This is a genomic window from Sporosarcina sp. Marseille-Q4063 (assembly GCF_018309085.1).
Lineage (GTDB): Bacteria > Bacillota > Bacilli > Bacillales_A > Planococcaceae > Sporosarcina.
The window spans coordinates 1,316,142-1,328,237 of record NZ_CP070502.1; the positions used below are offsets into that span (position 1 = coordinate 1,316,142).

The 12,096-nt window shown below is 40.5% G+C and carries 15 protein-coding genes; 9 read left to right on the forward strand and 6 right to left on the reverse strand.

Annotation, left to right across the window (positions count from 1 at the left end; translation table 11 throughout):
- Nucleotides 1-138 precede the first annotated feature (138 nt).
- Genes JSQ81_RS06795 through mnhG form a run of 7 tightly spaced genes read left to right on the forward strand, consistent with a single transcriptional unit; the run spans nucleotide 139 to nucleotide 5,899 of the window.
- Complete coding sequence (locus JSQ81_RS06795; protein WP_305849481.1) at nucleotides 139-2,556, forward strand: Na+/H+ antiporter subunit A; 2,418 nt, start codon at nucleotides 139-141, stop codon at nucleotides 2,554-2,556.
- On the forward strand, nucleotides 2,543-2,965 hold the full coding sequence (locus JSQ81_RS06800) for a Na(+)/H(+) antiporter subunit B (protein ID WP_212606920.1): 423 nt from the start codon (nucleotides 2,543-2,545) through the stop codon (nucleotides 2,963-2,965). Before JSQ81_RS06795 ends, JSQ81_RS06800 begins: the two co-directional genes overlap by 14 nt.
- Complete coding sequence (locus JSQ81_RS06805; RefSeq protein WP_212606921.1) at nucleotides 2,965-3,306, forward strand: Na(+)/H(+) antiporter subunit C; 342 nt, start codon at nucleotides 2,965-2,967, stop codon at nucleotides 3,304-3,306. Before JSQ81_RS06800 ends, JSQ81_RS06805 begins: the two co-directional genes overlap by 1 nt.
- Complete coding sequence (locus JSQ81_RS06810; RefSeq protein ID WP_212606922.1) at nucleotides 3,299-4,780, forward strand: Na+/H+ antiporter subunit D; 1,482 nt, start codon at nucleotides 3,299-3,301, stop codon at nucleotides 4,778-4,780. Before JSQ81_RS06805 ends, JSQ81_RS06810 begins: the two co-directional genes overlap by 8 nt.
- Nucleotides 4,781-4,786: 6 nt before the next feature.
- On the forward strand, nucleotides 4,787-5,266 hold the full coding sequence (locus JSQ81_RS06815) for a Na+/H+ antiporter subunit E (RefSeq protein WP_212606923.1): 480 nt from the start codon (nucleotides 4,787-4,789) through the stop codon (nucleotides 5,264-5,266).
- Complete coding sequence (locus JSQ81_RS06820) at nucleotides 5,263-5,544, forward strand: Na(+)/H(+) antiporter subunit F1 (protein ID WP_212606924.1); 282 nt, start codon at nucleotides 5,263-5,265, stop codon at nucleotides 5,542-5,544. The genes JSQ81_RS06815 and JSQ81_RS06820 overlap by 4 nt, the downstream gene beginning before the upstream one ends.
- Nucleotides 5,528-5,899 (forward strand): monovalent cation/H(+) antiporter subunit G, encoded by a 372-nt coding sequence (mnhG, locus tag JSQ81_RS06825; RefSeq protein ID WP_212606925.1) that lies wholly within the window; start codon nucleotides 5,528-5,530, stop codon nucleotides 5,897-5,899. The genes JSQ81_RS06820 and mnhG overlap by 17 nt, the downstream gene beginning before the upstream one ends.
- Nucleotides 5,900-5,949: 50 nt before the next feature.
- Here mnhG and JSQ81_RS06830 read toward each other — a convergent pair whose 3' ends face one another.
- Nucleotides 5,950-6,192, reverse strand: a complete 243-nt coding sequence (locus tag JSQ81_RS06830; RefSeq protein ID WP_371812518.1) for a hypothetical protein — start codon at nucleotides 6,190-6,192, stop codon at nucleotides 5,950-5,952.
- 63 nt (nucleotides 6,193-6,255) lie between these two features.
- Nucleotides 6,256-7,767, reverse strand: coding sequence for a leucyl aminopeptidase (locus tag JSQ81_RS06835; RefSeq protein WP_212606926.1), 1,512 nt, complete (start codon nucleotides 7,765-7,767; stop codon nucleotides 6,256-6,258).
- Between the two features lie 149 nt (nucleotides 7,768-7,916).
- Between JSQ81_RS06835 and JSQ81_RS06840 the strand changes: the two genes are divergently transcribed.
- Nucleotides 7,917-8,393, forward strand: coding sequence for a divergent PAP2 family protein (locus tag JSQ81_RS06840; RefSeq protein ID WP_212606927.1), 477 nt, complete (start codon nucleotides 7,917-7,919; stop codon nucleotides 8,391-8,393).
- Nucleotides 8,394-8,451: 58 nt separating this feature from the next.
- Here JSQ81_RS06840 and JSQ81_RS06845 read toward each other — a convergent pair whose 3' ends face one another.
- The 4 genes from JSQ81_RS06845 to JSQ81_RS06860 form a co-directional block, all read right to left on the reverse strand.
- Nucleotides 8,452-8,811, reverse strand: coding sequence for a YuiB family protein (locus tag JSQ81_RS06845; RefSeq protein ID WP_212607581.1), 360 nt, complete (start codon nucleotides 8,809-8,811; stop codon nucleotides 8,452-8,454).
- Between the two features lie 196 nt (nucleotides 8,812-9,007).
- Nucleotides 9,008-10,219, reverse strand: coding sequence for an NAD(P)/FAD-dependent oxidoreductase (locus tag JSQ81_RS06850; protein WP_212606928.1), 1,212 nt, complete (start codon nucleotides 10,217-10,219; stop codon nucleotides 9,008-9,010).
- Nucleotides 10,220-10,527: 308 nt separating this feature from the next.
- Nucleotides 10,528-10,890, reverse strand: coding sequence for a HesB/IscA family protein (locus JSQ81_RS06855; RefSeq protein WP_212606929.1), 363 nt, complete (start codon nucleotides 10,888-10,890; stop codon nucleotides 10,528-10,530).
- 183 nt (nucleotides 10,891-11,073) lie between these two features.
- The gene (locus JSQ81_RS06860) at nucleotides 11,074-11,310 is read right to left on the reverse strand and encodes a NifU family protein (RefSeq protein ID WP_172373129.1); all 237 of its coding nucleotides are present in this window, start codon (nucleotides 11,308-11,310) and stop codon (nucleotides 11,074-11,076) included.
- 86 nt (nucleotides 11,311-11,396) lie between these two features.
- Here JSQ81_RS06860 and JSQ81_RS06865 point away from each other — a divergent pair, with 86 nt between their 5' ends.
- Entirely contained in the window at nucleotides 11,397-11,726 is a 330-nt protein-coding gene (locus JSQ81_RS06865; RefSeq protein WP_249336662.1) for a YuzD family protein, read from the forward strand.
- Nucleotides 11,727-12,096: the final 370 nt, after the last annotated feature.

Consider the following 12,096-nt stretch of genomic DNA (forward strand, 5'->3'; position numbering starts at 1 on the left):
TTTCGTGTCCATACATATAAGAAGACAGTCGTCAGCTTATAGGAATCTTGCGAGTCACCGATGCAAATCAAGGTAAATTACGTTATACTTTTAACAATGCTTTGAATTATGTTTTATTCATTTTGGAGGAGGATTTCATTGGAATTCGTATTATTAATTTTTCTGCCATTGCTGGCTGCCGTTTTCGTTCCGATTCTTTTTAAAAAGCTGAAATCTATACATACAGGATGGTTCGTTCTTCTCGTCCCGGTCGTTTTGTTCATTTACTACTTAAGTTTTCTAAAAACGACTATGAATGGAAAAGTGGCTATTTCTGAAATACCGTGGATTCCTTCGCTCGACATTTCGTTTGTCTCCTATATTGATGGGCTTAGTCTTCTGTTCTCCCTTCTTATAACTGGTATTGGGGCTCTTGTCGTGCTTTATTCAATCTTTTATCTCGACAAAAATCGAGAGAAGTTGAATAACTTTTATGTTTATTTATTGATGTTTATGACTGCAATGCTGGGCATTGTTCAGTCTGATCATGTCATTACACTGTATTTATTTTGGGAATTGACCTCAATTTCTTCGTTTTTACTTATTGGATATTGGTATACAAGAGATCGATCACGCTTTGGCGCATTGAAGTCTATGCTAATCACGATTTTTGGTGGACTGATGTTGCTTGGGGGATTTGTACTTCTCTCAATCATGGGAGATACTTACTCAATTCGGGAACTTATTGCAAATTCTGCTGCAATTTTTGAGCATGAGTATTTCATATTAGCCCTCGTTTTAGTATTGCTCGGAGCGTTTACAAAATCAGCTCAATTCCCATTTTATATCTGGTTGCCAGACGCGATGGAAGCACCTACTCCTGTAAGTGCCTACCTTCACTCTGCAACCATGGTCAAAGCTGGTCTGTATCTTGTTGCGCGGTTTACCCCGGTCTTTGCGGCATCTGAAGTTTGGATATGGCTTGTTACTGGCATTGGTTTGCTCACCCTTTTCTGGGGTTCGTTTTTTGCTGTAAAGCAGACGGATTTAAAGGCAATTCTAGCTTTCTCGACAGTCAGTCAACTTGGTTTAATCATGTCTCTGCTTGGTGCAGGTGCGGTTTCTTATCATGTTGAAGGTGCGAATGCCGCATTATTCAAGTTTGCCGCTTTCGCTGCGATTTTCCACTTAATAAACCATGCGATGTTTAAAGGGAGTCTTTTCATGGTTGCGGGAATCGTTGATCACCAAACAGGAACGCGTGATATACGCAAACTTGGCGGTTTAATGAGTATTATGCCGATCAGTTTCACAGTGGCCTTTATCGGGTCTATGTCGATGGCTGGTCTTCCACCGTTTGGCGGTTTTCTAAGTAAGGAACTATTCTTGAAATCGATGATTGCACTGCCTGAATTCGAATTGTTCAACTTTGCAACATGGGGCATGATATTCCCGATACTTGCATGGATTGCAAGCGTCTTTACATTTGTCTATAGTTTTTATTTCGTTTTCAAAACGTTTACTGGCAAGAAGAAACCCGAACCACTCCCGATTCAGCCGAAAGAAGCATCATTGGGAATGCTCATTTCGCCGGTCCTTCTTGCTGCTGTTGTTGTCGTTATTTTCTTCATTCCGAACTTAATTGGAAAGGCATTCGTCAACCCTGCTGTTGTTGCGACGCAATCGGATTTGTTTACGCATCCCGATGAAGTCGGCATTCAAGTTTCAGCTTGGCACGGCTTTTGGTCGCCAGAACTGCTTATGACGTTAGGTGTCATTGGACTCGGTTTGGTTCTGTTCTTAACGATGGCGAGATGGCAAAAGTTATACGATATACAACCTCAATATTTTTCATTGAATGCATTGTATGACTCATTACTTACTTTCGGTGAAGTTGGAATGAACCGATTATCACGTTTTTATATGACGGGGCTAATTCGTACATATTTGATTTACATGTTTTCGTTCATTGTCCTACTTACAACCGCGAGCTTATTTATACAAAACGCATTTGTTGTTGATATGGATAGTTTCGCACCGTTAAACGCGTATGGCTTGATGACTGCAATCATTCTTGTTATTGCAGTTTGTATGGTCTTATTCGCCAAGACGCGATTGGCGGCGATTATTGCGCTGGGTGCAGTTGGTTATTCTGTCGCTTTGTTCTTTGTTATTTATAAAGCACCGGATCTTGCGTTGACGCAACTTGTCATTGAAACAGTTTCAGTTGCATTGTTCTTGTTGGCATTTCATCATTTACCTGGGCTAAAAAGACATGGGGAAACCATGAAGTTTCGTCTCGGTAACTTCATCATTGCGGCTGCGGTTGGCGTTATGATTACACTAGTTGCGTTATCTGCACATTCGCAAAAGATGATTCCATCTATCTCTCAATATTATAAAGATACAGTGTTTACAGAAGCTGCTGGTGGAAATATCGTGAACGTCATTCTTGTGGATTACCGTGGTTTTGATACGTTGTTTGAAATTGCCGTATTAGCAATTGCGGGAATCGGTGTTTATAGCATGATTCGTTTAAGATTGTCGAGAAAGGAGAATTCTGATGAAAGCAAATGATGTCATATTGCAAACCGCAACCAAGGTTGTGGCCTTTATCATATTTCTTTTTTCGGTTCATATTTTCTTTGCCGGACATTTTGCTCCGGGTGGCGGCTTCGTTGGAGGACTTCTTACAACGGCGGCAATCGTTCTGTTGCTGCTTGCTTTCGATTTGAAAACCGTCCAAAAAGCATTGCCGTTTGATTTCATGATTGTTGTGGCGATTGGTTTACTCTTAGCTCTCGGAACAGCGGCCGGTTCAATTTTGTTTGACGTCCCGTTCTTCACACATGCATTTGATGATTTTGCTTTACCGCTTTTCGGAGTCTCATCACTTCATACAGCAATGATTTTTGACGCTGGTGTTTACTTGGTTGTTGTCGGATCGACGATTACGATGATTCAAGCGATTGGAGGAGATTCGTAATGGAATTTGTAATGTCGATTGTAATTGGCATCTTATTTATGGCTGCCGTGTACTTAATCTTATCAAGAAGCTTATTGCGAATAATCCTTGGAACAGGTCTTCTTAGTCACGGTGCTCATTTATTAATATTAACAATGGGTGGTTTAGGTGGCTCGGCCCCTCCTGTTTTGGTGGAGGGCGTAACTGATTTAGTGGATCCCCTACCGCAAGCGCTTATTTTGACTGCGATTGTTATCAGCTTCGGTGTCACGGCGTTTATGCTCGTGTTATTTTATCGAACGTATACCGAACATAATACTGATAACATGAATCTTATGAAGGGAAATGACGAACATGATTAATCTTTTATTATTCCCAATCATTTTGCCGTTTTTCTTCGCGATTGTTTTACTCTTTTTTAGAGAGAATGTCCGAATGCAAAGGGTTGTCACTGTAATTGGTTTAGCTATTAGTTTCATCGCAGCACTTATGCTGCTGGCAAAAGTAAAGTCAGATGGCGTTCAGGCGTTAACGCTTGGTAGTTGGCCTGCGCCATTCGGCATTACGATGGTTTCAGATATGATTTCAGTATTACTTGTAACAACTTCAATTTTAATAACGTTTTTCGTCGTTATATACAGTTTCACGGCGATTGGTACGGAAAGAGAAAAATTCTATTACTATCCATCGATTCTTTTTATGTTAACAGGGGTTAATGGTGCATTCACGACTGGTGATATTTTCAATATGTTCGTTTTCTTTGAAGTATTACTGATTGCTTCTTATGTGCTCATTGTACTTGGCGGCGAAAAAAAGCAACTACGTGAATCCATTAAATACGTACTCGTGAATGTTATTTCATCTGCATTATTCGTTGTCACGATCGCGTTATTATACTCTGTAGTCGGTACGGTAAATATGGCCGATATTGCGGTGAAGATTTCAGAGATTGGGCAACCTGGTATTGTTACCGTAATCGCGATTTTATTTCTACTCGTTTTCGGTATTAAAGGGGCATTGTTTCCACTTTACTTTTGGTTGCCAGGCTCTTATGCGGCACCGCCAATGCCGGTGTTAACACTTTTCGGTGCATTGCTTACAAAGGTCGGTATTTATGCAATTACGCGTACATATACACTGTTCTTTATTCACGATATTGCAATTACACATGAGTTGCTGTTAGTATTGTCACTCATTACAATCGTTGCTGGATGTATTGGCGCTTTGGCTTATTTTGACTTGAAACAAATTATGATTTACAACATTGTCATCACTGTTGGCGTCATTTTGTTCGGTGTAGCCCAAATGAATAAAGCTGGTATGGCAGGCGCTATGTTTTATTTAGTACATGACATGATCATCAAAGGCGCTTTGTTTCTTCTAATCGGCATCATCATTGCAATTACCGGAACATCGAATTTACGAAAAATGGGCGGATTAATGAAAACCTATCCTTCTTTGGGCTGGATGTATTTTATTGCTGCATTGGGACTTGCGGGGATTCCCCCACTAAGCGGATTTGTGGCGAAGCTTCTTATTGTTAAAGGCGCATTTGATGCCGGAAACGTTTGGGGTAGTATTATCATTCTTGCTTCTAGTTTAATTGTATTATTATCTGTCATGCGGATTTTCATCTACGCATTTTGGGGTAAGCCTGTGGAAGTACCGGCAACAAAAAGTGGATCCTATCAAAAAATGATGATTCCTGCAGTTTTGTTGGTCGTCTTATCTATCGCTTATGGTGTCGGATCAGAGTGGCTCGTTCCCTATATGACAGATGCCGCGGATGTATTATTAAACCCGTCTATTTATATTGACGCGGTGTTAAAGGAGTAGATGACGATGGCTTTCCAAATACTGTTGAACTTTTTCATCGCAATTGTCTGGATGTTCTTAAGCTCATCGGCGACGGCTACCACATTCGTCATCGGCTATTTAATTGGGTTTATCCTCCTGCTTGTGATGAGAAGATTTTTTTCTGAACGACTTTATATTGATCGAGTTTGGGCAGCGATTAAGCTAACAATCCTTTTCATAAAAGAGTTAACGCTATCCAACATTTCAGTTCTACTATTAGTCATTCGTCCAAAATTGAATATAAATCCTAGAATTTTTGCACTGCCGACAGAACTAGAACATGACTGGGAAATTACATTACTTTCAAGTCTAATTACGTTAACACCGGGAACTATTGTTGTACATGTTTCTGATGACCAAAGAGTGTTGTATGTTCATGCGATTGATGCAGATGATGTTGACGATGCAATTTACTCGATTAAAAATTCATTTGAAAAAGCGATTAAGGAGGTGAGCCGCCCATGACAGCATTTATTTGGATATCATTGCTGATTGTCATTATATCGATGGTCGGCCTTCTATATCGTATCTTTCGGGGTCCTTCAGTTCCAGATCGGTTAGTTGCATTGGATGCAATTGGCGTTATGTTTATCTCAGCAACAGCCTTATTATCCGTATTATTTGAGACAGAACTGTTTCTTGATGTGATTTTACTGCTTGCGGTCTTGTCCTTTATCGGAACTGTTAGTTTCTCCAAATTCATCGAGAAAGGAGAGATAATCGAACGTGACCGTAATAGCTAATACATTAATCATCATTACGATCCTCGTAGGCCTAATTTTCACGGTTGTCACGGTAATCGGTGTCATACGTCTTCCCGATGTGTACACACGTGCTCATGCGGCTTCTAAGAGCGCTACATTAGGTGTATTAAGTATACTTGTTGGCGTATTCTTTCACTTTTGGTTGAATGAAGGTCATTTTAGTGTAAAAATACTCCTTGGAATTCTCTTTTTATTCATCACTGCGCCAATCGGTGGCCATTTGATGAGTAGAGCTGCTTATGTTTCCGGGGTGAAACCGACGGAGCTTACAGTAGGCGATGATCTTGCAGAAGTTGTTGAACAGGCAAAAAAGGAACAAGCGAATAAAAAGTAAACTAAAAACGCCTGGAAACCGGAGAACGGTTTCTAGGCGTTTTTAAATTATTAAAACGGTCGATAATAGCCATATGGCGGATAACCATAGTACGGATATGGATACGGGGCATATGGGTAACGATAGTAAGGTGGATAGCCTCCGTCGAATCCATCAAACAATAAGCCCCCTAAGAGACCACCAGCTAATCCACCAATAAAAGGTCCACCAAATCCATCAAAATCAAATCTGCGGTCATGTCTGCGATCAAATCTACGGTCAAATCTGCGATGATCATGAAATCTTCTAGTCAATATACCTCCCCCTTCTCACTTATCCTATTCTTACCGATTAGTGGGGAGGCTGACAAATGCCTATCAGCTTTCGAAGTTAGAAGTCGCCATTCGCTCGACAACAGTCGCAAGCGTACGAACCATTACACCTGTAGCGCCTTTTGGTCCGAGGTCATGCGCTGCATCTGTACCCGATGTACCTGCGATATCCAAATGAATCCACGGCGTGTCACCGACGAATTCTCCGACGAATCCCCCGCCGAAAATCGCATGTCCGTCGCGCCCCGGCGAATTATTTAAATCAGCAACTTCGCTTTTGCGCAGACGTTTCTTGTCGCTTTCAGTCAACGGGAGCCTCCAGACAAATTCACCCGTTTCTGTTGCTGCGTGCATAAACTCTTCAAAGAACGCCTCATCGTTTGTAAGGGCTCCTGTCTTGTCCATACCTAATGCCACGATAACGCCGCCTGTGAGCGTCGCTACGTCGATTAGATAGTCTGCACCAGATTGTTTAGCATAGGTAACCGCATCTGCTAGAACTAGACGGCCTTCCGCATCCGTATTTAATACTTCAATCGTTTTCCCGCTTAATGATGTGATAACATCATCTGGTTTAAATGCATCGCCGGACACCATATTATCGGTAGACGCAATGACTGCTATGACATTTTTTTCGGGACGTGTTTCCCCGATGATTTGCATCGCGCCGAGAACAGCAGCCGCTCCTCCCATATCGCCTTTCATGCCAACCATGCCATCTCGTGGCTTCAGCGAATAACCGCCGGTGTCATAGGTAATCCCTTTTCCGACGAGACCGACGACGTCTTCCCATGTATCGGTTGCAGCATATTTTAGAACAATGAGTTGAGGCTCTTCAACTGATCCTTTATTTACCGCAAGAATCGCGCCCATTCCCTGCTCTTCCATTTCTTTTTTACCTAGCACTTCAATTTCGAAGTCATATTTTTCCGCAAGACGGCGAGCATGGTTTGCCATTTCAGTCGCTGTCAACATATTCGGCGGCATATTCACAAGTGTTCTTGCCTCATTTACCGCATCAGCATGTACGCTTCCTACTTCAAAAGCTGCCTTTAACTCGTCTTGATTTGAATCGGATAAAAATGAAATTGTTTCTAGTGAAACGTCGCGTTCATTGGAATCTGTTTTATAGTCAGCAAACTTGTACATACCAAGTCCAAGTCCTTCTGCGGCAATATAGGCAATATCTTCGTTCGTTATTTTTTCGTTTGTAAAAGGAGTCGGCCAAATTGCAACCGAGGAAGCTTTCATGCTTGAGATTTCTTTACCGATTGTCGAAAACACTGTCCGCAGGCGATCTTCAGTTAGTTTATTTTTTGATCCAAGTCCGATAAACAAAATCCGTTTATATCCGCCATCGTTTAGTGCAGGCATTTTCATAACTTGTTTATAATCCGTTTTCACATCACCTGACTTTAACCATTCAGGCAAGCGGGTGTTGTAGGATGCAACGAATTCATCCCATCCAAGTGTATTTTCCGGATGTTCGGGTACACCAATTATAAGTACTTCGGTTTCGATTTTGTTAAAGTCTTGTTCGATTAGTTTAATTTCCATTAGAATCCCCCTAGTTTTTCTGTCAATTTTCATTATAGACTATAATTCCATTTCTATGAAATGAACATTCTCATTTTTATGATTACTGTAGTTCTGGTTTATGTGGTATACTAGCGATATTATTTTTTAGAAAAGAGATGTAAATTCAAATGGCTATTTTCAATAACATTCCGCTTCTTGCGGCATTATTCGGCATTATTTTTGCGCAGCTAATTAAAATTCCCATAAAATTTTTAATCACACGAAAACTTGACTGGAAACTTATGACTTCTACTGGCGGGATGCCAAGCTCTCATTCTGCCGCGGTAACATCACTAACAACGGCAATTGCTTATGAAACGGGGATTGATTCGCCATTATTTGCAGTTTCGGCAATTTTCGCGGTCATCGTGATGTTTGATGCAACTGGAATTCGTTTTCAGGCCGGACAACAAGCAATCATTATTAACCAAATGCGTGTTGACTTCCAAACTTTTGTACAAGAAGCGAAAGGCTGGCAGAAAAAAGATGGGGAACAAAAAATTCAGGAATTAAAAACATTGCTTGGACATAAGCCAAGTGAAGTTTTCGCTGGTGCTGTCACAGGGGTTTTAATTTCGATTATCATTTACACTTATTTTGTTTGATATATTAAAAAACGAGGTTAAGCAATTATTTGCTTAACCTCGTTTTATTTTGTACGAATTAAAACATTTGATACCCTTGCTTTCGGAGTAATTTCATGACAAATCCTGAGATAATTGCACCGACAAGACCACTTGCGAGTATGATAATGTCTGCTGTTTGAAGTGCCATAAATTTCACACCCAAAAGTTTAAATGCATACACTGGTTTCGTTATATATTCGTATATTTTCACTTCATCAATGATTAGAATAACGATAATCGGATAAATAATCGCCATTAGCCATGTCATTCGAAGTAACATATTCAATAAAAATCCGATACCAAAAAAGATAACGATAAAAATAAGTACGGATAAGACAACATGAACAAGTGAAATCGACCCCTGTGGCGAGGCTGCTGCAATTGCTAAAGCATTCATATGAGTCATTAAGTTAACCTCCATTTTCCATTCATTATTTTACATGAATTGATGGAAGCATTCAACAGAACGTCACTAGTTCGATAATTTGTCAGATTTACAATTAGGGCTGTGTGCGCGTTTAGCCCTTACTTCCTTGCAACAAAAAAAGCATCTATGTCAAGTAAAACCCACATAGATGCTTGCAAACTTTTTATTATAATAAGTTAAATTTACCTTTTTTAAGTGTTAAACCGACGCCGCCAATGAGGAATAGCGAGCGATTATCAACCACTTTCTTCATGAATGAAGCCTTTTTACCCGTCAATTTCTTGCCAAATGCGACACCAATCGCATCGTCACTTCCAAGTGAACAAATAGCACCTTTAATATCCGGTGTAAAATCTTCTGTTGGTTGTCCTTTTAAAAGTGCAATAATATTGTTGGCACACATATCTCCTTGTTGCATCGCAATTTGTGCAGTTGGCGGATAAGGACGGTTGATTTCTTCGTTGATCATAAGTGCGCAGTCTCCTACGATAAATACGTCAGAATAACCCGGTGCGCGAAGATCTTTGTCTACTTTGACACGTGCACGCATATTTTCAATACCCGTTTCTTCGATTAGACGGTTACCGCGTACGCCTGCAGCCCATACAACTGTACCTGCTTTGATGAATTCAAACTCATCATCGCCTGTTTTGATTTTCACGCCTTCTTCAGTCGCTTCCACAACTGGCGTTCCGATTGAAAACTCGATGCCTTTTGATTCAAGTTGGCTAACTGCATACTTGACAAGGTCATCGTCGAATCCTGGAAGAACCATTGGCGCTGCTTCAACGCAAAGTACGCGTACTTTATCATAAGGAACATCATACTCTTTACAAAGCTCGGGCACTCGATTACCAAGTTCACCCAAGAATTCGATTCCCGTGAATCCAGCACCACCGACAATAATCGTTAGACGGCTATCATCTTTCTCTGTGTCTAGTGACCAAGTCGCGAATTGATATTCAATATGTTCACGGATATGACGAGCTGCTTTAACGTTAGCAATCGATAAAGCGTGTTTATCAAGTCCTGGAATACCGAATGTTTCGCCTTCGAAACCGAGTGAAATAACGAGGTAATCGTATGTATGTGTACCGACATTTGTCGTTACTACTTTTCCTTTAACATCGATTGCCTCAACGGTTGCTTGAACAAAATCAACATGAGTTGCAATAACATCTTTGATATCATAACGCACTTGTTCAGGAGATAGTGTCCCCGCAGATGCTTCATGCAACCAAGTAGATTCATAGTGATAATCATTTTTATTAATAAGCACAATGTTAGCTGCATTGGCTCCCAAAGATTTTTGTAAATTAACAACTGTTGATAAGCCGCCGTAACCTGCACCTAACACTAATATTGTCGGTCTTTTCACGAAGATCGAACCACCTTTTAATTTTTTATTTTACTCAGAACAGGTGAAATAGGCGGAACTAACAATAATTCCGCAATAAATTTACTCATTCCGAGTTGCCGTTATAAATTCAACAAACTTACTCTCTCCTATATTAGCCCTTTTGGGAGGGTATTTCAATACTATAGTTGAATTAGGAAAGGTTTGAAAATACTGAATAAGTAGTAGTTTTGAAAGGAAGGCAAAAACGGACCCTCCTAATTGGTGTTTTAGGAGGGTGACTTATTAGTATTCCGCTTCGGATTTAATGATGCCGAGGCATAATTGTTTTAACAATCAGCCGGTGCTCCGACCTTTGTTGCCGTTCTGAATGAAGTTCCGCAACCGCATGATAATATGGCGTTTGGATTATTAATCGTAAATCCGCCCCCCATAAGGGATTCTTTGTAATCAATTTGTGTACCTTTTAATATGTCTACGTCGTCATTTGCAACAATCATTTCGATGTCATGCTGCGTCAATAACTGATCTTTTTCGGTCAATTCTTTTTCAAAACCTAAACCATAAGTGAGTCCGCTACACCCACCGCCGTTAATAGCAACACGGAGGTATGAACCTTCTTCCCCATTATGACGCATCATTTCTTTAACGCGGTATGCTGCCGCTTCTGATAGTTCGACTAATTGAGTCATTTACGTTCACCTTCCCTATCCTTTACATCTATTGTAGCAATCTTTTGGCATTCTATGCAATCAAAAATACTCGTTTTTACTGTCGGTTAAGTTATAATGAGGTTGGAGCGTTACTAATGTAAACATTTTGACAACCAAAAAAAAGGCCCATATCAGGCCTTTTTGATGGAATCTCGAATCAAATTAAAATACTTGTTCTACTTCTACTACACCTGGAACTTCTTCAAGAAGTGCGCGCTCAATGCCCGCTTTCAGTGTAATTGTAGAGCTTGGGCATGTGCCGCAAGCACCGAGAAGTCGAAGTTTTACGATACCATTCTCAACATCGACTAGCTCACAGTCTCCTCCGTCGCGAAGAAGAAATGGGCGTAATTTATTTAGAACTTCTTGTACTGGTTCTGTTAATGCTGCATCAGTCATTTGATTTCGTCCCCTTTCCTTATAATAATCATTATAAACTGGAAAGCAGAAAAAATCCATCTTTGAATTCGAAAGGAGTCATTTTATTGAAAAATAATAATGTAGTCATCGAAGTTTATGGTGCAGATGTAATCTGCGCGAGCTGTGTCAATGCCCCGTCCGCTAAGGATACGCATGAATGGTTGGAGGCAGCGATTGGTCGAAAATATCCGGAACAAACAATCAACATCGAGTATATCGATATTGATTCTACAATTGAGAATGCGCGTCAAAATGAAATTGCAGAGAAAGTTCGCAATGACGAATATTTTTATCCACTTGTGATGATCAACGATGAAATGATCGGCGAAGGCCATATCCAATTGAAGCCTGTTTTTAATGCGCTTGAAAAGTTTGGATTTGAGGCTGGTAATTAAGAAAGTCATTGGGCTTACTTTTTGTGTGCTACTGAAAAAGTCTTCTAGTCTGCGAGATAGGTTGTAACTGGGAGTTTTGAATAAATGTGGTTAAAGTTGCTACTATCTTGATTATGATTTATTGCACCGTCGTTCGCTTTCCTGCGGGCGAGCGCGGAAGCGGAAAGATAAAGTTCAATCTTTCCCTGCCGCTTCCCTCGCTACGCTCAGTCCAGGGTCTTTTCTGTCTCGCTAATTCCGCGGGAGTCTCACGACTGCGCACTAAATCAGTGTGTAGTGATATATAAGATTCTTTCTTTATACAATTGCAGTAACTTGAAGTGGGTAAATCACCTAGGCTAATTTATTCTGGCGTTTCATTTGTTAGAGT